The sequence below is a fragment of the Microcystis ichthyoblabe FBCC-A1114 genome (assembly GCF_050500245.1).
Lineage (GTDB): Bacteria > Cyanobacteriota > Cyanobacteriia > Cyanobacteriales > Microcystaceae > Microcystis > Microcystis ichthyoblabe_A.
In genome coordinates this window covers 2,985,754-3,007,443 of the sequence record NZ_CP191408.1, presented here as the reverse complement: position 1 = coordinate 3,007,443, position 21,690 = coordinate 2,985,754, and the positions used below count along the sequence as shown (strand labels likewise).

General features: G+C 41.0%; 24 protein-coding genes, 1 tRNA gene and 1 pseudogene. 9 read left to right on the top strand and 17 right to left on the bottom strand.

The features are described 5' to 3' along the window. Window positions 1–235 precede the first annotated feature (235 nt). From ACQY1Y_RS14445 to ACQY1Y_RS14430, 4 genes are all read right to left on the bottom strand, one after another. The gene (locus tag ACQY1Y_RS14445; protein ID WP_287703364.1) at window positions 236–769 is read right to left on the bottom strand and encodes a transposase; all 534 of its coding nucleotides are present in this window, start codon (window positions 767–769) and stop codon (window positions 236–238) included. Between the two features lie 269 nt (window positions 770–1,038). Further along, window positions 1,039–1,251, bottom strand: a complete 213-nt coding sequence (locus tag ACQY1Y_RS14440) for a type II toxin-antitoxin system HicA family toxin (protein ID WP_287703366.1) — start codon at window positions 1,249–1,251, stop codon at window positions 1,039–1,041. Further along, entirely contained in the window at window positions 1,244–1,450 is a 207-nt protein-coding gene (locus ACQY1Y_RS14435; protein WP_008203484.1) for a type II toxin-antitoxin system HicB family antitoxin, read from the bottom strand. Before ACQY1Y_RS14435 ends, ACQY1Y_RS14440 begins: the two co-directional genes overlap by 8 nt. A gap of 45 nt (window positions 1,451–1,495) precedes the next feature. Further along, entirely contained in the window at window positions 1,496–1,771 is a 276-nt protein-coding gene (locus ACQY1Y_RS14430) for a DUF433 domain-containing protein (RefSeq protein ID WP_430013011.1), read from the bottom strand. Between the two features lie 253 nt (window positions 1,772–2,024). Here ACQY1Y_RS14430 and ACQY1Y_RS14425 point away from each other — a divergent pair, with 253 nt between their 5' ends. Beyond that, complete coding sequence (locus ACQY1Y_RS14425) at window positions 2,025–2,258, top strand: antitoxin family protein (RefSeq protein ID WP_149986318.1); 234 nt, start codon at window positions 2,025–2,027, stop codon at window positions 2,256–2,258. A gap of 105 nt (window positions 2,259–2,363) precedes the next feature. Here the strand turns inward: ACQY1Y_RS14425 and ACQY1Y_RS14420 are convergent, their stop codons facing one another. The 3 genes from ACQY1Y_RS14420 to ACQY1Y_RS14410 all read right to left on the bottom strand — a co-directional run bounded on the left by ACQY1Y_RS14420 (window position 2,364) and on the right by ACQY1Y_RS14410 (window position 3,088). Continuing rightward, entirely contained in the window at window positions 2,364–2,546 is a 183-nt protein-coding gene (locus ACQY1Y_RS14420) for a hypothetical protein (RefSeq protein ID WP_002732751.1), read from the bottom strand. A 130-nt stretch (window positions 2,547–2,676) separates the two neighbouring features. Beyond that, on the bottom strand, window positions 2,677–2,889 hold the full coding sequence (locus ACQY1Y_RS14415) for a type II toxin-antitoxin system HicA family toxin (RefSeq protein WP_002732521.1): 213 nt from the start codon (window positions 2,887–2,889) through the stop codon (window positions 2,677–2,679). Beyond that, window positions 2,882–3,088, bottom strand: a complete 207-nt coding sequence (locus ACQY1Y_RS14410) for a type II toxin-antitoxin system HicB family antitoxin (protein WP_430013010.1) — start codon at window positions 3,086–3,088, stop codon at window positions 2,882–2,884. The genes ACQY1Y_RS14415 and ACQY1Y_RS14410 overlap by 8 nt, the downstream gene beginning before the upstream one ends. 210 nt (window positions 3,089–3,298) lie before the next feature. Between ACQY1Y_RS14410 and ACQY1Y_RS14405 the strand changes: the two genes are divergently transcribed. The 6 genes and pseudogenes from ACQY1Y_RS14405 (at window position 3,299) to ACQY1Y_RS14380 (ending at window position 6,938) form a co-directional block, all read left to right on the top strand. Then, entirely contained in the window at window positions 3,299–3,544 is a 246-nt protein-coding gene (locus ACQY1Y_RS14405) for a DUF1902 domain-containing protein (protein ID WP_002732423.1), read from the top strand. Between the two features lie 426 nt (window positions 3,545–3,970). Further along, window positions 3,971–4,372 (top strand): annotated as a pseudogene (locus ACQY1Y_RS14400) (DUF4277 domain-containing protein); the annotation flags it as partial. A 453-nt stretch (window positions 4,373–4,825) separates the two neighbouring features. Further along, window positions 4,826–5,872 carry a class 1 fructose-bisphosphatase gene (fbp, locus tag ACQY1Y_RS14395; RefSeq protein WP_002731573.1) on the top strand — a complete coding sequence of 349 codons (1,047 nt, stop codon included), beginning with the start codon at window positions 4,826–4,828 and terminating at the stop codon, window positions 5,870–5,872. 27 nt (window positions 5,873–5,899) lie between these two features. Further along, window positions 5,900–6,358, top strand: a complete 459-nt coding sequence (locus tag ACQY1Y_RS14390) for a hypothetical protein (RefSeq protein WP_069475321.1) — start codon at window positions 5,900–5,902, stop codon at window positions 6,356–6,358. A 51-nt stretch (window positions 6,359–6,409) separates the two neighbouring features. Next, on the top strand, window positions 6,410–6,601 hold the full coding sequence (locus ACQY1Y_RS14385) for a hypothetical protein (protein WP_002740538.1): 192 nt from the start codon (window positions 6,410–6,412) through the stop codon (window positions 6,599–6,601). Next, window positions 6,594–6,938 carry a type II toxin-antitoxin system PemK/MazF family toxin gene (locus ACQY1Y_RS14380; RefSeq protein WP_430013009.1) on the top strand — a complete coding sequence of 115 codons (345 nt, stop codon included), beginning with the start codon at window positions 6,594–6,596 and terminating at the stop codon, window positions 6,936–6,938. The genes ACQY1Y_RS14385 and ACQY1Y_RS14380 overlap by 8 nt, the downstream gene beginning before the upstream one ends. Window positions 6,939–7,501: 563 nt before the next feature. Here the strand turns inward: ACQY1Y_RS14380 and ACQY1Y_RS14375 are convergent. From ACQY1Y_RS14375 to ACQY1Y_RS14350, 6 genes are all read right to left on the bottom strand, one after another. Further along, the gene (locus ACQY1Y_RS14375; protein WP_002732901.1) at window positions 7,502–9,130 is read right to left on the bottom strand and encodes an SUMF1/EgtB/PvdO family nonheme iron enzyme; all 1,629 of its coding nucleotides are present in this window, start codon (window positions 9,128–9,130) and stop codon (window positions 7,502–7,504) included. 305 nt (window positions 9,131–9,435) lie between these two features. Further along, the gene (locus tag ACQY1Y_RS14370; protein WP_061433310.1) at window positions 9,436–10,731 is read right to left on the bottom strand and encodes a CO2 hydration protein; all 1,296 of its coding nucleotides are present in this window, start codon (window positions 10,729–10,731) and stop codon (window positions 9,436–9,438) included. Between the two features lie 57 nt (window positions 10,732–10,788). Next, window positions 10,789–12,339 (bottom strand): NADH-quinone oxidoreductase subunit M, encoded by a 1,551-nt coding sequence (locus tag ACQY1Y_RS14365; RefSeq protein ID WP_430013008.1) that lies wholly within the window; start codon window positions 12,337–12,339, stop codon window positions 10,789–10,791. Between the two features lie 78 nt (window positions 12,340–12,417). Then, complete coding sequence (locus tag ACQY1Y_RS14360; RefSeq protein WP_002752529.1) at window positions 12,418–13,143, bottom strand: carbonic anhydrase; 726 nt, start codon at window positions 13,141–13,143, stop codon at window positions 12,418–12,420. 80 nt (window positions 13,144–13,223) lie between these two features. Continuing rightward, window positions 13,224–15,077 carry an NAD(P)H-quinone oxidoreductase subunit F gene (locus tag ACQY1Y_RS14355; RefSeq protein WP_430013007.1) on the bottom strand — a complete coding sequence of 618 codons (1,854 nt, stop codon included), beginning with the start codon at window positions 15,075–15,077 and terminating at the stop codon, window positions 13,224–13,226. Window positions 15,078–15,123: 46 nt separating this feature from the next. Next, on the bottom strand, window positions 15,124–16,068 hold the full coding sequence (locus tag ACQY1Y_RS14350) for a LysR family transcriptional regulator (RefSeq protein WP_002733390.1): 945 nt from the start codon (window positions 16,066–16,068) through the stop codon (window positions 15,124–15,126). 282 nt (window positions 16,069–16,350) lie between these two features. Here ACQY1Y_RS14350 and ACQY1Y_RS14345 point away from each other — a divergent pair, with 282 nt between their 5' ends. Beyond that, entirely contained in the window at window positions 16,351–17,061 is a 711-nt protein-coding gene (locus ACQY1Y_RS14345; RefSeq protein ID WP_430013006.1) for a Uma2 family endonuclease, read from the top strand. Between the two features lie 270 nt (window positions 17,062–17,331). Here the strand turns inward: ACQY1Y_RS14345 and grrM are convergent, their stop codons facing one another. From grrM to ACQY1Y_RS14325, 4 genes are all read right to left on the bottom strand, one after another. After that, the gene (gene grrM, locus ACQY1Y_RS14340) at window positions 17,332–18,492 is read right to left on the bottom strand and encodes a cyclophane-forming radical SAM/SPASM peptide maturase GrrM/OscB (RefSeq protein ID WP_430013005.1); all 1,161 of its coding nucleotides are present in this window, start codon (window positions 18,490–18,492) and stop codon (window positions 17,332–17,334) included. A gap of 186 nt (window positions 18,493–18,678) precedes the next feature. Further along, complete coding sequence (mltA, locus tag ACQY1Y_RS14335; RefSeq protein WP_002732036.1) at window positions 18,679–19,800, bottom strand: murein transglycosylase A; 1,122 nt, start codon at window positions 19,798–19,800, stop codon at window positions 18,679–18,681. A 76-nt stretch (window positions 19,801–19,876) separates the two neighbouring features. Then, window positions 19,877–21,211 carry a hemolysin family protein gene (locus ACQY1Y_RS14330; protein WP_002775691.1) on the bottom strand — a complete coding sequence of 445 codons (1,335 nt, stop codon included), beginning with the start codon at window positions 21,209–21,211 and terminating at the stop codon, window positions 19,877–19,879. 32 nt (window positions 21,212–21,243) lie between these two features. Beyond that, a complete protein-coding gene (locus ACQY1Y_RS14325; RefSeq protein ID WP_002752521.1) occupies window positions 21,244–21,537 on the bottom strand; it encodes a hypothetical protein in 294 nt (97 codons plus the stop codon). Window positions 21,538–21,601: 64 nt separating this feature from the next. On the opposite strand from ACQY1Y_RS14325, the gene ACQY1Y_RS14320 reads away from it, so the two are divergent. Continuing rightward, window positions 21,602–21,674: transfer RNA gene (locus tag ACQY1Y_RS14320), tRNA-Ile, on the top strand. Window positions 21,675–21,690 lie beyond the last annotated feature (16 nt).

The window sequence follows — 21,690 nt, the reverse complement described above, 5'->3', positions numbered from 1 at the left end:
GAAAATTTAGGGTTTCAGTGATAGATTATGCACGAATGCTTCGCCCGTACAGGGATTTAATGGGGAGATTATCAGAATTGTATCACAGGGATGATAGGCGAAGGTTATTGTCTGGGGTAGGGGCGAAGCATTCGGATAGAAAATCTAGGGTTTCAGTGATATGTTATGCCCGAATGCTTCGCCCCTACAGGTTATTCGTCCCCGCAGGTTATTTGTCCCCACAGGTTATTTGCCCCTACATTGGTTTGAATTTATTCAGATTGTTCTCGTCTTGTTCCCAATTTCGCGGATTATCAAGAATGTATTGCCGGATTTTTTGATAAGAATTTTCATTGCGAATGATATGTTCATAATAATTGCGCTGCCAAATTTTCAGGCAATCGCCACATAAACGATTAATTTTACGACTAGAAATTGATTTGAAATTCTGCACAATAGCCCCCAAAGATTCCGGCATTGTACCGTGAGTATATTGAGAATCGTATTCGGTCTTTTCCAGATAATAATTTTGTATTACTATAATTCCATGAATATGATTGGGCATGACAATAAAAGCATCTAGTTCAATAAACTTAAAATGTAGAGGCAGTCTATACCATACTGCTTCAACAGTATCACCAAGTAAATTTCGCTCTATATTTCCTTCAACAATTTCACCAAATAAATACTGCTTTTGATAAGAACAAATTGTGATATAATAAGCTCCATTAAGCCTATAATCATAGCCTTTTAAACGAATAGATTGTCGATGTTTTTTGTGTTCATTCATGGCGTGGTAGATGGTGGCGGTTAATTCAGTTATCTTTAGCGATAGGTTATTGTTCGGGGGTAGGGGCGAAGCATTCGGGCAATAACTTATCGCTGAAACCCTAGATTTTCTATCCGAATGCTTCGCCCCTACAGGGATTTAATGGGGAGATTATCAAAATTGTATCACAGGGATAATATCCAAAAAAAATCCTAGTCAATCAAATAATCAAAAAAAATCATAATTTAGACAGGATTGGGTGCGTTGTTCGTTCATGGGTTGAGATTGTTTTATAAAAGTTTTTTAAATTCTTCAATAGTTAATCCCGAACCTTTAATAATTGTTCCCATTGTATAGGCATTAATTGGATTCGTCCTTGAAATAGTGAGAATATTTTCTCCATCAGTCATCATAATATGTTTTCCCTGTCGAACAATCTGAAATCCTGCTTTTTCAAATGCTTTAATTGCTCGTTGATGATTAATTCCAGGAAGACTAGGCATGATTTAATTCAACTTCTACATAATAAGATTCGATCCCTTGATTTAATTCTGCAGCAACTTCTAAATAAGACTGAATTGCATCTTGAATATTATTGAGTGCTTCTTCTTTAGTTATCCCTTGAGAAGCACAGCCAGGTAAACTAGGACACCAAACAGCATATCCCTCTTCTGATTGCTTGAGATTGACTTGATATTGCATATTTTTAAGATCATCCCGTCCTTAATAAAAATTTGGGCAAAACTATTATTGTAATGCTTCAATGCGATCTGCTTCGGCGGCTTCGGCTATAATTTCTGCTTCTATTGTTTCTTTGTTAGTATGATAGTAAGTCAAAGCGGCATAAACTTTTGCCAAAGAAAGATGAGGGATTTCATCGGCAATTTCTTCAGGACTATATCCTAACTGATACCAGATCACTATTCTTCGTACAGTAACAGCAGTTCCCGCGATAATAGGACAACCTCCATGAATTTTGGGATCGCTTTTTATGAAAGTGCCAATATTGATATCTGTGAACATAACTTTCTCTGATTCATTCTCAACTAATTAAACTAAATAGGATTCTATGCTTTTATCACCATTCTAGCATGGCCTAAACATTGGTCGGGGTAGGGGATTGAATGGGGAGATTATCAGAATTCTATCACAGGGACGATAGCCGAAAAAAATAATAGTCAATCAAACAATCAAAAAAATCATAGTTTAGACGGGATTGGGTGCGTTGTTGATTCATCGGTTAAAATAAGAGTAATTTAGAATTAAGGATTGAGTTATGCCGCAACAAACCTGTGAAGCCGTCTTTGAAAATGGCGTTTTACGTCCTCTTAGTAATCTCCAACTCAATGAAGGACAGTGCGTTAAACTGACTATAGAATCGAATTCAATTTCCCAGCTTACTCCCCAAAAATGGTCAGAAACGGGTATAATCGCCCAGTTAACAGCAAATCCGATTAAAATTGAAGATTTCCATCCTCTTACCAGAGAAGAAGCGAATGAACGCTGGTGAATCTCAACCCTTCTTTATTGATTCTAATATTTGGCTGTATCGCTTCATTGTCAATGTCAATTGTAGCGATCCCCTAATGCCATTATCATAAAAATGAAGTGTAACCTAATCTCGGAAAACTGCTTTTTCAGCTTCTTCTAAATCGTCATCACTGATCACAACATCTTTCCATAAACCTTTAATTTGAGTCTTATTGCGAGAACCTTCAAGTTGATGAATGACCGTTTTTTTTAAGGCTTCTAATTCTTCCTGAATGACTTGAATCGGAAGTAAAACATATTGACTCATGGCAAATAATACCCTTACTCTTTGATTTGAGGGATGATAGCCGAGAGAAATCCTAGTCAGTCAAATAATCAAAAAAAATCATAATTTAGACAGGATTGGGTGCGTTGTTCGTTCATGGGTTGAGATTGTTTTATAAAAGTTTTTTAAATTCTTCAATAGTTAATCCAGAACCTTTAATAATTGTTCCCATTGTATAAGCATTGATTGGATTAGCCCTTGGAATAGTGAGAATATGTTGTCCATCAGTCATGGTAATATGCTTTCCCTGTCGAACAATCTGAAATCCTGCTTTTTCAAACGCTTTAATTGCTCGTTGATGATTAATTCCAGCAAGACTAGGCATGATTTAATTCAACTTCTACATAATAAGATTCGATCCCTTGATTTAATTCTGCACCAACTTCTAAATAAGACTGAATTGCATCTTGAATATTATTGAGTGCTTCTTCTTTAGTTGTCCCTTGAGAAGCACAACCGGGTAAACTAGGACACCAAACGGCATATCCCTCTTCTGTTTGTTTGAGATTGACTTGATATTGCATATTTTATCATCCCGTACTTAATTGAAAATTAGGCAGCACCTAATGAGGGTTGGATAGGATTGGGTGCTTTGTTCGTTTGATTCAATTATAAGCGATTCATCGGCGATCATCAAGAGTTGGGGATTGGTGGTAGGGTTGTCAAAAATGCGATCGCACTGTATAATCTTAATTGATATATAAGCTAATTCTACTCACTTGAACTAAATCATCATGAATCAAAAACCGTACCAAGTAGAAGCATTTTGGGATCGAGAAGCGCAAGTGTGGGTAGCAGAGAGTGAAGATATTCCGGGATTAGTCATCGAAGCTGATACCATCGAAGCTTTAACAGCTAAATTACGACAGATGATTCCAGAATTATTACAACTAAATCATCTAATTACTCTTGAACCTCAAGCAGCGATAACTTTTGAACTCATTAGTCATCGTCAAGAATCAATTGAGTGCGCTGTTTAGATTGAATGGGGAGATTATCAGAATTGTATCACCGGGATGATAGCCGAAAAAAATCCGGCTCTTATAGGTTCTGTGTGATAAGTTTAACTTACAATATGATCGATCAATCTTTGTGTCCTTTGTGTCTTTGTGGTTCCTTCCACCCCCTCGCTAGGAGGAATGTATCTTAGAATACATTTCACCCACCAAATCCAAGAGAGCCAAAATCCTAGTCAATCAAACAATCAAAAAAATCATAATTTAGACAGAATTGGGTGCGTTGTTCGTTCATGGGTTGATTTTTTTTATCCGACACTCCGCACTTCAAAATGTAGCATAAAATAGCATAAACTCATTCAAGAAAAAAATAAATAAAAATACTCAGAGAATTAGTCCCAAAAAAGTGAGACAATCAAAAAGCTCAAAAATCTATTAAAGGTACAAAAATTGTCTCCTATCTCAGAGGTAAAAATTAAAAACCTAGATCACTTAGGAATAGTAGCCGGACTAATTGACGAAATAAGAATAGTTGAAATAATCAACTCTAAATTAGGAATTGACTCCCGAGAAAAAATTTCAGCAGGAACAGTGGTCAAAGCTATTCTAATCAATGGATTAGGATTTGTTTCAAGGCCTTTATACTTATTTAGTCAATTTTTTGAAGATAAAGGAATCGAAGAATTATTGGGAGAAGAAATAAAAACCGATTATATCAATGATGATAAAATTGGGAGAGTCATGGATGAATTATACAAACATGGACTGAATGATATATTTATAGAAGTTGTCTTATCGGTCATCAAAAAATTTAAAATAGAGACAAAATATTCTCATCTAGAGGCCACATCATTGCTACAAAGAGAGCATCTCATTTATGCAAGTGAGTAATTATACTTATCCCTAAAACTGTTTTCTAGCAAGGTTTTCAAAATAGCTTGACATAAAAACCTGATTTAGGGGTTACAAAGGTGAGATGCTCCCGCTACAAATTAGTCCCCCTATAGAACCCCCTTGAGCCATCTTGCACACTTTTCTCTTTTTGTCAAATTTTATGTTAAGAAAGATGTGACTAATGGATAGCTTATCAAGGGGGAATCGAAACCAAAGTTTATCTTCAATTTAATTATAAACAGCTACTTATTGACCAAAATTTAATGATCAATGGGATAAAAATTAGCCAACTCTAAAACTGATCTAAAAATTAGCCCGCAATGGGGAAAATTTTGGCTAGGATCAAATCATAGTCATAATTGAGACTAGACGAGTTTCCCTTTTTTTACTTTATTACTGGCAATTACAGTTATGGTTAGCAATATTCCCTTTTCTATCCCCGAACATAGCCTCGATCGAGATTGTACCACCCTCTCCCGTCACGTCCTGCAACAACTACAAAGTTTTTCCCCCGACGCGCAGGATTTAAGCGCAATTATGAGTCGGATTGCCCTAGCGGGGAAATTAATTGCCCGTCGTCTCAGTAAAGCGGGATTAATGGCGGATGTGCTAGGTTTTACTGGAGAAACCAACGTACAAGGGGAATCGGTCAAGAAAATGGACGTTTTTGCCAATGAAGTATTTATCTCGGTTTTTAAGCAAAGTGGTTTAGTTTGCCGTCTTGCTTCCGAGGAAATGGATAAACCCTATTATATCCCAGAAAACTGTCCCATCGGTCGCTATACCCTACTCTACGACCCGATCGATGGTTCTTCCAATGTGGATATTAACCTAAATGTGGGTTCGATTTTTGCCATCCGTCAACAGGAAGGCAATGATTTAGACGGAGAAGCCCTAGATTTACTGCAAAATGGTCGTAAACAAATCGCCGCCGGTTATATTCTCTACGGACCCTCGACTATTTTAGTTTACTCGATCGGTCGCGGTGTTCATGCCTTTGTCCTTGACCCCAGTTTAGGGGAATTTATCCTTGCCCAAGAGAATATTATTATCCCCGATCACGGTCCAATTTATAGTACCAATGAGGGCAATTTTTGGCAGTGGGATGAGGCAATTCGCGACTATACCCGTTATGTTCACCGTCATGATGGTTACACAGCCCGTTACAGTGGGGCATTAGTGGGAGATATCCACCGAATTTTAATGCAGGGAGGCGTTTTTCTCTATCCGGGTACTGTTAAAAATCCCCAGGGAAAATTGCGCTTAATTTATGAAACTGCTCCCCTTGCTTTTTTAATTGAACAGGCAGGAGGTAAAGCTAGTGATGGGGTGACAAATCTTTTAGATATCGTTCCCGATAAATTACACACCCGCACACCTTTAGTGATCGGTAGTGTCGAAGATGTTAAATTGGTAGAGTCTTTTATCGCTGATCGCCGTCATCGCGATCGAGTTTAACTTATAGTTTTATTTCGAGATATTGACATGGATTTACAAGCTCTGAAGTGGACTAAAAATGTCAGGCGAAACGATGGTACATGGGCATATCGGAAATATAAGGTTTCATCGCCCTTCCAACTGGCATGGAAAGACGATGAAGTCAATGCCAATAAACCCGAAAAAGATAGTTTGATACTACTCAGACAGCGAGGGTATGTTACCCATTTAGTAAAAGTTCTCGACTGCAAAGCCAAACGTGAAATTGGCAAAGATAATTACGACATCTATCGAATTGTTGAGGTGCTTTGGGCTATTGATTTTGATAATCCACCTGTATCAGCAAAAGCAGATGCGATGTTTGATTATCGAGTCAGGTATCAGGGTGGGAATGTGATGGAATTGGAGAAGTTACCAACTTTCAGACAGCGTTGGGATGACGATGGCGGTTTGGGGGGATTCCAAACTTACATTCGGAATTTATTGGGGCTGTCAAGTAATGACTAAGATCCTTGTTAAGCTTGTGTTATAGTATTGAGCAGATATAGAGTAACTGCTATGACTGCTATAGTTCAGGAACTTTTAGATACCTTTGACCGCTTGACAGACTCAGAGCGGTTAGATTTGCTATTAGAGATTCTGAAGCGGACAATTCACCTGGATTTTCCGCCCTTATCTGATGAAGATCTAGTCCTCAATGCCGAGGGAATTTTTCTAGAATTAGATGATCAGGAAGCTTCCTATGGATAGCCCTGATCGTGGTCAGGTTTGGCTGGTTGATCTGGGTTATGTGGCCAAAGTCAGACCCTGTTTGGTTATCAGTATTCCTGCGCTCAATCAAGAGCGTGCCTTAGCGACTCTGGTTCCACATACGACAAGCTCTCGTGGTTCAAGATTGGAAGTGAAAGTCCAAGCTCGCTTCCTTAGAGAAGGAGTCTTTGATGTACAAAACATCGTTACAATTCCCCATGCAAAGCTTTTGCGTAAATTAGGAAATCTGACATCTGAGCAAATGATGGAGGTTGAGAATGCGTTACTTTTTTGGCTAGGGTTTGAAGAGAGGAATGATCAAGAAAGCGAAGATTAGTCTGTGCGCTAGTTGCAGCGGAAACATAATCAATAGTTAGGGTTTGCGGCAAAAAGTTTTTCGTGGAGTGTGGGGTGTGGGGTTTTACCGGTTTTGAGGTGGCCAATTACCTAATTTTTAGGGAAAAAGTCCAGGGATTTTCCCCCTGATCACTCCCATACCTGGTACTTTTTGATTGACAAAAAGTCTAAAAGTCTTACCCAACAAGGTTTTTAGATTTATTCAGCAAACCCTATATAGGGTTTGCTGCAAAAAGTACGGGTGAAGCATTCGGATAGAAAATCTCCGGTTTCACCGATAGGTTATTGCTCGAATGCTTCCCCCCTACAGGACGCTATGCTGTTGTAATCGTCGAAACTGTTCATCTGAGTAGGTAGGGTGCGTTAGGAGCGCCACAATATTATTTAATTTCAGATCGTAGGTTGGGTTGAACGATAGTGAAACCCAACACTTTTAAATAATTGGGTTGGGTTTCGTTCCTCAACCCAACCTACGGCTCAAAAAAAAAATCGACCCGCCGCTAGGCGGGAAAAAGAGAAAAAGGGAAAAAAAGGGAAAAAGGGTTACAGAGTCCTCCCAGCACCGCACACCACCCGAAAACCGTAGCTGTTGCTGAGGCCGTCGCGGCGGTAGAGGCTGAAGTCGCGGTAAGCCGAACGGCAGCCATCCGGACCGTTGTACCAACAACCGCCCCGCAGTATTGGATAATCATTATCATTTGTCAGCCAAGCACTGCCATCCTTTGGCGCTCCGATATAGTTATCGTGCCAATTGTCCTCGCACCACTCCCAAACATTGCCAATCATGTCATACAGTCCCCAAGCATTGGGCTTTTTCTGGCCCACAGGATGAGTTGTATTCTGAGAATTTCCTTTATACCAAGCGTAATCTCCTAACTGACTAGCATCATCACCGAAATAATAGCGAGTGGTTGTCCCCGCACGACAAGCATATTCCCATTCCGCTTCCGTCGGTAGGCGATGGGTTTTCCCTGTTATTTGACTCAATTTCTGACAAAAAGCTTGAGCATCGTTCCAACTAACATTTTCTACCGGATTTTGCAGATTATTTTTCAACCAAGAGTTGTTTTTAAAATGAGAGGGATTGGTTCCCATTACCGCTTCATATTGTGCCTGAGTCACTGGATATTTGCCAATCGCAAAACTGTTGACTTTAACTTGGTGTTGAGGCTTTTCAGCATCCCAAGCATCGGGATCACTGTCAGCAGATCCCATGATAAATTGACCTGCTGGTAAGCTCACCATCTCTAGTGTTACTACGTTGGATATTTTTTCGGTAAATGGAGTAGGTGAAGCAATTAGGGGTATTGGTGAAACAGGCTTTTTGACTGCTGCCGGTGCTGGTGGAGGTGACGGGGGAGAAGTCCATCCCAGAGGTTGTAAGGCATTTAAAACCTGTTGTGCTGTCCATCTTTGTTTTCTATCTTTTTGCAAACACCCTTCAATAATCGGTTTAAACTCTTTCGGTAAACTGGGGATTTGTAGCTCACAATTTATCACCTTTACCATTAATTGATTATTGTCATTATTAAACTTATAGGGAAGTTGATTAGTCGTCATTTCGATTAACATAATACCTAATGACCACAAATCCCAGGCTGAGGAAATATCCCCCCTAAAGGCTTCGGGAGGCATATAAATAATTGTACCGGTATTGTGGACTGTTTGAGTGTGGCTTTTGTTATTTAAGGTTCTAATTAAGCCAAAATCTGCTAACTTGTATTGTTGATTAACCTTGAGGATATTACCCGGTTTTAAATCTCGATGCACTTTATTTTGTCGATGAAGATAATTTAAGCCCTGGGCGACTTGAGCAGTAATATTTTTAATCTCATCCGCTGACAAACTGCCTTTAGCAATGTGATTTTCTAGGCTACCCTGTGCCAATTCCATCACTAAATAAAGCATCTCTGTCTTGAGAAAAGTAAATTCCCCCACCGCATAACTCTTAATTAAATTAGGATGTTCTAACTTTCTGGAATTTGTTAACTCAATTAATTTATCATCGCTACTTTCGGGGATAACTTTAATGGCAACTTCTTTGACCGATGTATTTCTGACCATTTCACTAGCATGAAATACACCCCCAAAACCACCCGCACCGAGAAATTTATTAAGACGATAGGGGCCTATTTGTTGCCCTTCTAACATCTTCATCATTTGGTCTAGCATAATAATAACTCCTGAATTAGCCAATTTTTACGTTCTGTAACTATCCTATTAAGTGGGTGGTTTTAACGAAGGCAAGAGGCAAAAGCTTTATCGAAATGTGTAATTAATTTTGCTTAGGTACTTAATACTAAATCTGGCTATTAAATACTGATTATTTATTCCCTCGAGTAGAAAACGAGTTTCTCGGAAAAACCCGTTTTCTGTGGGTTACTCAAGGGATTTAGTATTAGTATGACTTGGGGTTCGGTTATCTCATAATCAAAAAAGGTGGGCGATAAACCCACCAGAAAAATAACCCAAAAACCTTAACGATAATTAGGACTTTGTATATCTCTAAGACGCGCTTCGGGGCGTTTAAATCTGTCCATTTGTGCCTCAAAGAATTGACGATTTTTAAGTAAATGTTTGGGATTAGGATCGTCGAGGGGATAGAGTAAAGCAGTGCGTAGAGCTTGAATAACTGCCGAAGTAACATTATACATCGAGCGCTGGAAACTAATACCCAATTGAATCAAAATATCGTCTTCCCCCCGGCAGTTTTGCTGATAGTAATCAATTAGATATTGGGGTAAAAAATGATACATATCATCCATTAACAAAGTGGGAGGAATTCCCGCAGTACCCACGGGGAAAACATCCGCATAAAGAATGCCATAGTGAAAGTCTTTTTGTTCGTCAGGAACCTGTTTTGCTTGGGCATTATAAGACTTTGTACCCCGGAAGGGAGCAGTACGATAAAAGACCGCTTCTACATAGGGTAAAGCTGCTTCATAAAGCCAAGTAAAAGCCTTTGATTTGGGGATAATTTCGTAGCATTGACCATCAATATAAACGTGATGATAAATCGGCCGGCCAGCGATGGCAAAAATACCATTAACGAGGAAATTCATGGCATCGGGAACACCTTTAAAGCCGCCTTCATCGTAGATATCAGACATCTCGAAAAATACCGGGGCCATCACTTCCCAGAATAGTCCTAAATTGGAGTAGTAGGACATCATCCGCACCTGTTCCAAAAACATATCGGGGAACAGGTCATAAAGTTTCATCATGACGGGATTTTTCTTGAAATAGGCCTTAATAGCGCGGTCGGCATTTTGGCGATATTCTTCTGAATCGAGATAGGCATCAAATAAACCCCAACCCATATCGCGGCCATGCCATAACATGGCTTGCATACAGGCTTCAGCAAATTCCATATTAATACGGTCATGCCAGAGGTGATGGATTAATCTGGGCATTTTTCGGGTTTTACCTTTATCCATGAATTCTAACAATTCAGGGTGAGCGGAACCCGTACCGCGCCAGATGCGTAAATCGGCATTATCGCCAGCGTAATGATTTTGTAGGTCTAGGTATTCTTGGGGCAGAAAATATTTAAAAAAGGGCAAAGGATCGAGGAAAACTCGTTCGGCAATATAGAGCAGATCTCGCCAATAAAAATCCATCGGCACGGCATAAGCTTTATAAATGCCGATAATTTGCATCAGGTTTTCGGGAGTATCCGGCAACATGGATCCACCCGCTTCTAAACGGTGGATAATGTCGGCGAATTCGTGAGTAGAAGGGGGAATTTTGGCTTTGATTAATGTCCCAGTCATAGTTTTAGGTAAAGTAATTAGCAGCGGTTACAATAATTCGGAAACAGCAAGGGATAACTAACTATTACTCAAATATTTACCCCGATTAAACCAGTTGGTTTTTGAGGACTTTTGCGGAGATTTTTGTAACACAAAACTAGGTTTTGCTTGTCCCGATAAGCTGGCAACCATCGAGTTAGTGGTGGGTTCAATCCAACGGACTAAATAATTGGGTTGAATACCTAAAAAGACGATTAATACCATTAGGACAAAAGCGGGGATAGTTTCCGATTTCAGGACTTTGGGATAGTAGGCAAGTTTATTATCCAATTTACCAAAACAGGTGCGATTAAGCAGGATAACAAAGTAAACCGCCGTTAAACCGGAAGCGATGATACAGAGAACCGTCTGCACGGGAAAACGGGAGAAACTACCCTGAAAAACGATAAATTCCGCCACAAATCCCACTAATCCGGGGATACCAGCACTGGCCATACCGGCGAGAATTAATAGAGCGCTAACCAAGGGTAAACCGCGAATTGGGTTCATTAAACCGTTTAAAACGTCTAAATCTCTAGTTCCGGCTTTGCGTTCGACAATGCCCACCAGATAGAATAAGAGGGCGAGAATAAGACCGTGGCTAATCATTTGCGCGACGGCACCAAGGACGCTTAAACCCGTGCCAGCGGCGGCTGCTACCAGTATATAGCCCATGTGACCGATCGAACTGTAGGCCACCATGCGTTTAATGTCTTTTTGGGCAATAGCGCTCAAGGCCCCGTAAATAACGCTAATAACGCCGATAATTGCCAGTCCGGGGGCGATTAAAGACCAAGCTTCCGGGAATAATTGCAGACCAAAGCGAACTAAGCCATAAGTACCGAGTTTAGCGAGGATACCACCTAGTAAAATTGCTGTAGCGGGGGAAGCTTCCGTGTAGGCATCCGGTAGCCAAGTATGGAGAGGTACGAGGGGGATTTTGATGCCAAATCCCACTAACAGCAGAGTTAAGAGTAGTAACTGGGTTTTTTGGGAGAAATCGGCGGTGGAGAGGGAGGAATAGTCAAAAGTACCACCGTTGAGGAAACCTATCCCTAAAAATGCCGCTAGGACTAATAACCCAGAGACAGCAGTATAGAGAAGAAATTTAATCGAAGCATAGCCACGTTTTTCGCCTCCCCAGATAGCAATCATCAGATAAAAGGGGATTAATTCTAGTTCATAGAAAACGATGAACAGCAGCAGGTTTTTGGCCATTAATGCCCCAGAAACCCCGGCGTTAATCAGGAGGATTAGGATGTAATAAAGTCGGGGACGCTCTACTTTTTCTTCGGTACTATAGATAGCTATTCCTGTCAAGAAACAGTTTAAAATAATTAACGGTAAGGACAAACCATCGACTCCGAGGTTATAACTTAAACCGATTGGTTTTGCCCATTCGCGGTATTCAGAAAATTGAAAGCCATTGCTGGTTAAGTTATATTGGGTCAGCAGATATAAAGACCAAAAGAGGACGGCGGCAACAAAAAAGAGGGTAATTTGACGTAATTTTGCTGGGGCAAATTTATCGGGGAAAAGACCGACGATAATTGCTCCAATTATTGGCAACCAAAGCAGGGTACTGAGCATATTGGTATCGATCGAATTTATAATGACTGGGATGAGAAAAGGATTAGCCAACCGACACGATGACTAATCTAGAATTGACTAAATTAAACTCACTTTGCCGGTATCGAGATCATAGTAAGCACCGACAACTTTTAATTGTTTGCCGTCCACTAATTCACCAATAACTGGGGATTTGCCTAATTTCTCTACTTGATAGTTAACATTGGATTTAATTGCTCGCTCAAGTTTGTTAGAACCGGGTTGTTTTTCGGCCCGATCAACTCCCACCTGTAGGCCATCGATTAAACGACCGATTTGTCCGGGGAATCGACCCCCTTCAATGGTGGCTTTTACCGCTCCACAACGAGAATGTCCAAGAACAACAATTACCTTGGCTCCTAACACCAACGTGCCGAATTCGAGGCTACCAATTTCTTCGGAAGTGGCTAAATTTCCCGCTACCCGACACACAAATAGATCTCCTAATCCTTGATCAAAAACGATTTCTGCTGGTACGCGAGAATCGGCACAGCCCAAAATTGCCGCAAAAGGGGCTTGACTTTCGGCCACTTCTGTGAGTCGCGCTTGATCGCGGTTAGGACTTTTTTGTCTTCGTTCCCAGAAACGTTGATTGCCTTCCATGAGCATAGTTAAGGCCTGGTCTGGGTTCAATCCTTGATTTTGAGCCGTTAGCCATGGCTGGGAATTAACGGCGGTTTGGGCGTTAGTTTGGGACAACTGAGAACCCAAAACAGAGGCGGCTAGACTGGTTCCCAAAAAACCACCCCCATAACGGATTAATTGGCGACGAGAGGTATTGAACATAGGTAATTGTTTCCATTAATCAGGACAAGTCCTATTGTCAGGGCCGGGGATGCTAAAGAAAAGCCTAAGTTATCAAATCTTTAACTGAAAACTAGAGAAATTTGTGATAGTAGGGGCCAGCAGATGATAATACCGATCAAAGCCACCCCCAAAATAATCGACAGAAAGTAAAATTGGGTCTGGCCCGAGACGTTATATTTCAAACTCTGACCACCAAAAACCGTGGCTAATCCCACCAGATTAACGATCCCATCCACCAGAAAGGTATCGATCCAGTTAATAATTTGCGAAATTAATCCGACGACAAAAACGATGGTGACTTTATACAATTGGGCTGTATAAAGGTCGTTGGCAAAGAAATCTTGAAGGGCTTTCGGTTGAAAAACGATCGGTTTGGAGATATTTTCATTCAGATAAATATATGCTGCCGGAATTACGCCCCCAGCAGTGGAAAGTACCAAGAGAAAAGCCACTCCCAGATTTAAGTTACTTGGTAATAAATGCCATTGCGCTAATAAAATCGGCAGATGAAGGGCAAAACCCATGGTCACAGTCATGGGGATAACTAAGGGCCAAAGAGCTTCCGGAGAGCGCAGGGTCATTGGTTTGATTTTACCGCCAAAGAAAACGCAAAATTCTCTAGTGACACTAAAGGCAGTTAAGGCATTGACCAACAATAGCACTAATAACAGTAAACCACTGATTTTTGCGAGGCGATCGCCCATGCGGGCCAATGACCAAAAACCACCAAAGGGAGGCAGTGCGACTAAACTAGCGGCACCGACGAGATAACAAATGCCAGAAACGGGACGACGAGACCATAAACCGCCGTATTGGCTTAAATCTTGGCTGATATTATTCCAAATGATGTTACCCACCACCATGACTAACAGGGACATAGCGATCGCGTATGTAAAGAGTAACACTAAAGCGGTTTCCGTTTGTCCGGTGGCCACAGCGATAAAAATCAGTCCCATGTAGGCACTGACGGAATAGGAAAGGGAACGCTTAACATCGATCTGGGCGATCGCAATTAAACCAGCACCGATGGCAGTAACAGAGCCAACAATGATCATCACCTGTAAGGTTAAGGGCGATAATTGTAGCACTGGCTCTAATTTCACCAATAACCAAGCGCCAGTGGAAACGACGACGGTATTCCGCAGAATTGTCGCGGGCATCGGTCCTTCCATGGCCTCATCTAGCCATAAATGCAGGGGAAATTGAGCGCATTTGCCCATTGGACCTGCAATCAGGGCTAAACAGAGTAAATTGGCCACATTGGGGTTTAAATTGGCTGTAGCCGCCCATTCTGCCAATTGGTCAAAGTTCCAAGTTCCCGCCAGGGGTAAAAGGGCCACCACTCCCATCAACAGGATTAAATCGCCAATCCGTTTGGTTAGAAAAGCATCCCGCGCCCCCGTTACCACCAGAGATTGATTGAACCAGAAACCAATTAGCAGATAAGTGCCGAGGGTGAGAACTTCTAGCACACAATAGCTGAAAAATAGCGAATTACAGATAACCAGGGCGCACATACCCCCTTCAAAGAGGGCGACGAGAGAATAAAATCTTGCCCAACCCCAATCCATTTCTAGATAGGCGATCGCATATACCTGAGCGGCGAGGTTTAAGCCGGTAATTAGCAGTAACGCCCCGATATTAACGACCGAAATCTGCACATCTAAAGATATGCTTAAATCTGCGGCATTTAGCCAATTAAATGCTATAGATTGGGGCGGACGACCCCAAACGGCGAGCAAAGCGAAAAGGCTATGCAAAAAAGCCCAGCAGGTCATGATCAAGTTCAGATAACCGGCCGGTCGCGGGCCGGTTTGCCGGATAATACCGGGAGACCAGGGTAGGGCGAGAAGTGCGCCCGCAAAGGCATAAAGAGGTACCAACCAGATAGTCTGGCTGAAGGACTCGAACATATAACCACCTCAAGAAGAAAAATGATCCTGAATTAAAGTTTAAGGTTTAATGGGTCACTAATAGGCTGTGACCATTTTTTAACGGGGCATGAATCGGGATGGCTTGACTAGCTTCCAGCAGGTATTTTAAAAAAGCATCGGCAATCACGGAAAGTTGTTTTCCGGCCAGGTAACAAACGTACCAATTGCGCTGAATTGGAAACTGTTCCACGTCGAGGATGGCCAATTCGCCGTTTTCCCCTTCCGAGATGAGAGTGTGCTTAGATAGTACCGATAGTCCCAAACCGCCAGAAATAGCCTGTTTGATGGCCTCGTTACTGCCTAATTCCAAACGCACCTTAACTTTAATATCGTGGAGATTAAATAATTTTTGTACCGCTTGGCGGGTTCCAGATCCCGATTCGCGCATAATAAAAGGTTGATGGTTGAGGCACTCAAGGGGGAGATTTTTCTGTCCCACCAATGGATGATCCCGTCGCGCCACCACCACTAGAGGATTTTCCAGAAAAGACTGAGAACAAAGTTCCACTTCTTCTGGCGGTTGACTGAGAATATAGAGGTCATCCTCGTTATTTAACATTCGCTCTTGCAGTTTCTGGTGATTAGTCACCTGTAGAGCGATGTCGATACCGGGATACTGTTGACAAAATGCCCCCAGTAATCGCGGCACAAAGTATTTAGCGGTAGTAATTACGCCTAAAGTCAGTTTTCCCTGTCTAGTTCCCTTAATATCGGCCACTTTCATCTGAAAGTTGTCCAATTTATTAAAAATCTCTTGACAGGTGAACAGTAATTCCTGACCCGCTTCGGTTAAAAATAAACGTTTGCCAATTTGCTCGAATAGCGGTAAACCCACGGCTTTTGTGAGTTGTTTGACTTGGGTTGAGACGGTAGGTTGAGTGATAAATAACTCCTCGGCCGCCTTGGTGAAGCTACTGTGTCGTGCGGTAGCCTCGAAAACCCTTAACTGGTGCAGGGTTGCCTGTATCAAGTTCTTATCTCCTCCTCAATAATAACTATTTGTCACCATCAATCCTAACGCTTTTATAGATTCTAGTCAATTAACTTTTTGATAAATATAGACTCTACTAGATATAACCGCCGCTTAAGACCTTTTGTCAGCCATCAGCTTTTTTCTCCCTCCTCCCCTCATCCCCACTCCCCCACTCCCCCATCTCCCCCACTCCCCAATTCATAATTCCTATTCATAATTCATAATTCATAATTATCTTGCTACAATCAAAAAACAACCATCTATTAAAAATAAAAGACAATGGTTAGTTATCTTGATATTGACGACGATCTTCTTTTCCCAGATAGTGATGGTCAACCGATGGCAGATAATACCGAACAATATGAGTGGATTGTCAAAATTAAGGAGAATTTAGAGATTATCTTTGCCGATGACCCTAGGGTGTTTATTGCCGGAGATTTACTCTGGTATCCTCTGCGTTCTACTTTGGTTTCACCAGTTGCTCCCGATGTGATGGTAGCTTTTGGCCGTCCCAAAGGACGGAGGGGTTCCTATCGTCAATGGCAGGAAGAAAATATCGCTCCTCAAGTAGTTTTTGAAATTCTATCACCGAAGAATACAAAAGCAGAGATGAGTCGAAAATTAGAGTTTTATGACACATATAGTGTAGAAGAATACTATTTATATAACCCGATGCGCTGTCGTTTACAAGGTTGGCAAAGACAGGGAGAAAATTTAAGAGAAATTATCCCCATCAATGACTGGATAAGTCCCCGCTTAGGTGTGCGTTTTATCTGGAATAAATCTAGTTTAGAATTGTATCGTCCCGATGGAGAAAAATTTTTAACAACTGTTGAGTTAGAGTCTCAAATGCGTCAAGAAAAGAAACGCGCTGATAAAGAAAAGAAACGTGCCGATAAAGAAAAGAAACGTGCCGATAAAGAAAAGAAACGCGCGGATCGACTAGCGGAACGCTTAGAGGCGTTAGGATTAACCTTAGAAGAAGAATAATACCATGCCATTACTTTGGAAAAATGGTATTTAGATTAAGTTTTTTCATAGGTTATTAGTAAACAATAATCAGTGAACTGATAACTGATAAGTAGGTAGGCGTTAAAAATTATCAGATGCCCCCCTTATTAAGGGGGGATTAAGGGGGGGACTAAGGGGGGATCGGCACCCCCCTTATCAAGGGGGGCAGGGGGGATCGAACCTAAAATCCATTTTTAATTTAATTATAACCAGCTACTTATTACCGATAACTGATAGCTAAAAAAATCTTTAAACTTCTAATAAATTTTCTAGGCGATCGAGAACGATATCGGTGATACACTTAATCCGGTATAAACAGGCTTTAGTATCTGTGGAGTTGAAAGTGCCATTTTCCCAATACTTGTTACTACCGGCACCACCCCCACAAACCCCAAAATAATCGCATTTTTGGCGACATAAATCGACTCCACCGCGTATATCAGCGTAAATTTTTTGAAATTTCTCAGTTTCACAGATAGATTCTAGGGAATCGCTCAAAACATTACCAAAGATAAAATCACCGTAGGGTTGGGTTTTAATCGATAGTAATTCCGGATCAAAAGTGGAAAAATTACCTTGATTATCAAAATTGACAATCATAAAAGGTCGATTCATATCGGTATTTTCTAATCGTTCATCGGCATAAATCAAACTACAGATCGATTCAAATTCCCGCAGCTTAAATTCTCCTTGTTTAGCCGTGACTAACTGCCAAAATCTGGCGATAAACTGGCGATAACGTTGTTCAATCCCTAATTTATCTAAGGAAGATTGCGAATGAATCCCCTCGGTTTCTTCCATATTAAAAGCCACATCGGTAAGACCATGATCCCAAAAAAAGTTAAAAATTTCGTCGGGATAGTCGAGGGAATCTTCTGTTAAAACAGCGATAACACTCACATCAATTTCATGTTTTTGCAAGAAAGAAATCCCCCGCATAGTAGCAGCATGACTGCCAGTTCCCTTACGATTTTGCCGGTGGATATCATGAATGAAAGCCGGTCCATCAAGACTGACTCCTACATAAACATCATGCTTTTTAAATAATTGACACCAACCATCGTTAATATAAGTGGCGTTAGTTTGTACCGAATGACGAAAACAATAACCCTGCTGATTATATTTCTCGCTAACTTCTGCAATTTTAGCAAAGGCACTTTCATAAAAACTGATGGGAACTGCTAAGGGTTCGCCTGCGTGCCAGCAAATGGTAAAATTATCTTGGAGAAAACGACTACTAAAAACCCTCTGAAAAATCGGCTCGATTAAATCTAAGGATAAGGTATTTTTTAAATGGCGATCGGGTAAATAACAGTAGTCACAATTGAGATTACAAAAAGAAGTCGGCTGCACGACTACTAAAGTAATTGGACCACAATCCGACCAATCTATATTTACGGTTTTTTTCATGATTCTATTGTTTAAATTATCACTTAAGTATGATAACCGATTCTGGGAAGTCTATCTTAATTTTACCTATAGTAGAGCATTTTTCAGTCTGCTGAGGTACAAAAGTTATGGATTTTAGGCAAAAGGCAAGAGGCAAAAGGGAAGAAAAATAGGTGTACATCACTAGCTTAGGAAACGCTATATTTCCTATTCCCTCAATAATAAATAATATAACTGACCGGGGGTATTAACTAAACCAGCTTTATCGCCAGCATTTTTTCCTGTTCCCATAAAAATATCTACCCTCCCAGTACCTTTAATCGCGCTGCCAGTATCTTGATCGAGAACATAGCGACTCACTAATTTTTTATTAAGATTTTCCTGGGGAATTTCTGTCTCAATTACCGCTAAAGCACCGGGGGGAAAAATACTTTTATCTGTAGCGATCGATCTTTCTGGTAAAACCGGAACTCCAATACTACCAGTGGGAGGCGCACCGTGGGTTTCTCGAAAGAAAATAAACCGATTATTGCGGGGAATATAATTCTTTAATTGCTCAGGATTACTTCTGAGAAAATCCAAAACCATTGGTAAGGTTAAACCCTCAGCAGGAAAAATACCATCGGCAATCATTTCTTTTCCCAGACTTGTGTAGGGATGCTCGGTATTGCCATCAAAACCGATGCTCATAATTTGACCATTAGGTAAACGTAATTTTGCCGAACCTTGCACATGAACTAAATAAGCTTCTAAGCGATCTTTTAACCAAACTAATTCGTATCCCGCTAGACGGCTATTTTCCCCCAGTAAACCATCTTTTCCCTCTAATTCTACCCTAGCTGGATGGGGTTTAGACCAGCGAGAAAAGTTAGCAGGTTGGCGATAGAGAGGATATTTATACTCGGCGTTTTTTTGCCGACTTGCTTGATAAATTGGCTCAAAATAACCAGTAAACTTAACATTTCCCTGACTATCATTACCCAAAGAACGATACCAAATAAATTCTTTTTTAACTGCCTTTTGTAGAGCTGCGGGAGTGGGAGAATTCTGCACTAATTGACGAAAACGTACTAAGGAACGCTGCACTCGCTGACGAGTTATTTCAGGAATAGGATAATTTTGATAGGCGCGGATCGCCGCCGAGCTATTCAGATAACGTAAACTATGATCGATCGCTTGTAGTAGGGTTTTTTTGTCCTTTGGCAGTCGTTCATCGTATCCCGTAGATGTTCCTAATTGTGAGATTTCAAGGCGTTCTAGGGGCAAATTTGCGGGGGTGAGGGCAATTAATCCCAAGCTGAGGGGGAGGAGTGCCAAAAGGTGTTTCATGGTGATAGGAGTGGGCAGCTATTGACGCGATTAACAATCAAAAAGGAGCAATGAGAAAAGTTGTTTATTATTTATATCATGAGGATAATTGTTGTCGATAAATTTTAATTTGTTCCAAGCGAGGGCCTACCTTAGAAATGATGGTAAATTCTAAATTTTGGTAATATAATTGTTCTCCCACCCTCGGTATTTTTTGCCAATGATGGAGGATAAAACCGGCTAGGGTTTGGTATTCATCGGCCAAGGGTAAGCTTAAATTTAATGCTTTGTTCACGTCCTCTAAATTCATTTGTGCTTGTACGAGAAAAGTTGATTCATCGAGGATTTGGTATTCTAATATTCCTGATTGATCACTAGGGGAAAAAGTTCCCAGAATCTCACCGATTAAATCTTTCAGAGTTAATAAACCGGCTGTTCTGCCAAATTCATCCACAATGATAACCATCTTTAAGGATGATTCCCGCATCACTGTTAGTAATTCATTTAAGGGAGTGGTTTCGGGGAAAAAACGCACAGGTTTCAACCAAGTTTTAATCGGGGTTGTTAAATTTAACTGACCTTCGGCAAGGGGTAAAGCTAAATCTTTAAAATCGATCAGACCACGGATATCATCGCTGGAATCTCCTTCCACAGGATAACAAGAATAGCCGCTGTTAACTACTTGGAGCAATAATTCCTCAAAAGTTGCGGTCGAGGGAATAGCTATTAAACGGTTATGGGGAACCATAATTTCTGAGGCAGTGATTTCGCCAAACTGGAAAACATTGTTTAAGATTTTCCTTTCCGCTGCTTCTAATCCTGTTAATTCCCCTTCCATGCTGATAATTAATTGTAATTCCTCGGAAGTTACCCGACTGGAACGCTGTAGATCCACTTCGGGAATACGGGTTAAAACCAATAAAAAACGAGTTGATTGGTTGAGAATACCGATAAAAGGCTTAAAAATCCGGGAAATAACGCCAATAGGTGCTGCTAATAATCGCGCCATCGGTTCGGCATAAATTAAAGCTAGGGATTTGGGATAAAGTTCCCCAAAAACTATCTGGAGATAGGCAACAATTAAAAAAGCTAGACAAAGAGAGAAACCATGGGAGAGAAGATTTTGCCAGTTTAAAGAAAAGGGTAAAAAACTTAGTAATTTCTTCACAAAAACGGTCATGGTACTCTCCCCGATCCAACCTAAAGCTAAACTAGAAAGGGTGATGCCTAATTGAGTAGTGGAAAGTAAGCGATCGAGACTTCTTTGTAGAGATTGTACCGTCTGCGCTGGCACATCTCCCGCAGCCACTAGCTGACTGACGCGGGTACGACGGACCGACACAAGCGAAAATTCCGCCGCTACGAAAAAAGCATTGAGGACGATTAGTAAAAAGACTAAAATTAAACGAGTCAATAAATCCTGATTATCCATAGCGAAAAGGCAAAATTCGCCTTTTTTAAAGCCTATCCCTTGGTTTCGTTCTTTGATTGCGGTTTGTTTTTCTGTTGTTGCATATAAACTCTCACTCTTTTAATTACTTCTTGTTCTTTCACGGGGATAAAAGTTTGATTGCGACCATAACTGGTGCGATCGTTGGTAAACTTTTTAGCGGGGTTGATATCCGGTTGACTGACTCCCTTCAGGGAGGCGATTCCCAATTGATAGGCTACCCAACCGCTACCGAAACCGGCGGCTAACATGGCTACCATCAAAAGGAGTCCTAACTGCAAGGAGGTGCTGATTGCAAATTTTTTCATCTTGGTGGGGCTGAATTTTCACGTTCAGAGTAATTACCGATCTATAATGAGTTAATAGTATAACCCAGGGTTGGCCGAGCGGTTGAGGCAACGAACTCATAATTCGTGCTAGGCAGGTTCAACTCCTGCACCCTGGATAGTTTTGATCGCTTC

Bases quoted from the DNA above. Each gene is read 5' to 3' on its own strand.
- ACQY1Y_RS14330 (WP_002775691.1), bottom strand. From the start codon at position 21,211: ATGGATAATCAGGATTTATTGACTCGTTTAATTTTAGTCTTTTTACTA.
- ACQY1Y_RS14365 (WP_430013008.1), bottom strand. From the start codon at position 12,339: ATGCTCAGTACCCTGCTTTGGTTGCCAATAATTGGAGCAATTATCGTC.
- ACQY1Y_RS14380 (WP_430013009.1), top strand. From the start codon at position 6,594: ATGGATAGCCCTGATCGTGGTCAGGTTTGGCTGGTTGATCTGGGTTAT.
- fbp (WP_002731573.1), top strand. From the start codon at position 4,826: ATGGTTAGCAATATTCCCTTTTCTATCCCCGAACATAGCCTCGATCGA.
- ACQY1Y_RS14415 (WP_002732521.1), bottom strand. From the start codon at position 2,889: ATGCCTAGTCTTGCTGGAATTAATCATCAACGAGCAATTAAAGCGTTT.
- mltA (WP_002732036.1), bottom strand. From the start codon at position 19,800: ATGAAACACCTTTTGGCACTCCTCCCCCTCAGCTTGGGATTAATTGCC.
- ACQY1Y_RS14360 (WP_002752529.1), bottom strand. From the start codon at position 13,143: ATGTTCAATACCTCTCGTCGCCAATTAATCCGTTATGGGGGTGGTTTT.
- ACQY1Y_RS14445 (WP_287703364.1), bottom strand. From the start codon at position 769: ATGAATGAACACAAAAAACATCGACAATCTATTCGTTTAAAAGGCTAT.
- ACQY1Y_RS14375 (WP_002732901.1), bottom strand. From the start codon at position 9,130: ATGCTAGACCAAATGATGAAGATGTTAGAAGGGCAACAAATAGGCCCC.
- ACQY1Y_RS14390 (WP_069475321.1), top strand. From the start codon at position 5,900: ATGGATTTACAAGCTCTGAAGTGGACTAAAAATGTCAGGCGAAACGAT.
- ACQY1Y_RS14425 (WP_149986318.1), top strand. From the start codon at position 2,025: ATGCCGCAACAAACCTGTGAAGCCGTCTTTGAAAATGGCGTTTTACGT.
- grrM (WP_430013005.1), bottom strand. From the start codon at position 18,492: ATGAAAAAAACCGTAAATATAGATTGGTCGGATTGTGGTCCAATTACT.
- ACQY1Y_RS14325 (WP_002752521.1), bottom strand. From the start codon at position 21,537: ATGAAAAAATTTGCAATCAGCACCTCCTTGCAGTTAGGACTCCTTTTG.
- ACQY1Y_RS14440 (WP_287703366.1), bottom strand. From the start codon at position 1,251: ATGCCTAGTCTTCCTGGAATTAATCATCAACGAGCAATTAAAGCATTT.
- ACQY1Y_RS14420 (WP_002732751.1), bottom strand. From the start codon at position 2,546: ATGAGTCAATATGTTTTACTTCCGATTCAAGTCATTCAGGAAGAATTA.
- ACQY1Y_RS14405 (WP_002732423.1), top strand. From the start codon at position 3,299: ATGAATCAAAAACCGTACCAAGTAGAAGCATTTTGGGATCGAGAAGCG.
- ACQY1Y_RS14410 (WP_430013010.1), bottom strand. From the start codon at position 3,088: ATGCAATATCAAGTCAATCTCAAACAAACAGAAGAGGGATATGCCGTT.
- ACQY1Y_RS14435 (WP_008203484.1), bottom strand. From the start codon at position 1,450: ATGCAATATCAAGTCAATCTCAAGCAATCAGAAGAGGGATATGCTGTT.
- ACQY1Y_RS14370 (WP_061433310.1), bottom strand. From the start codon at position 10,731: ATGACTGGGACATTAATCAAAGCCAAAATTCCCCCTTCTACTCACGAA.
- ACQY1Y_RS14355 (WP_430013007.1), bottom strand. From the start codon at position 15,077: ATGTTCGAGTCCTTCAGCCAGACTATCTGGTTGGTACCTCTTTATGCC.
- ACQY1Y_RS14430 (WP_430013011.1), bottom strand. From the start codon at position 1,771: ATGTTCACAGATATCAATATTGGCACTTTCATAAAAAGCGATCCCAAA.
- ACQY1Y_RS14385 (WP_002740538.1), top strand. From the start codon at position 6,410: ATGACTGCTATAGTTCAGGAACTTTTAGATACCTTTGACCGCTTGACA.
- ACQY1Y_RS14345 (WP_430013006.1), top strand. From the start codon at position 16,351: ATGGTTAGTTATCTTGATATTGACGACGATCTTCTTTTCCCAGATAGT.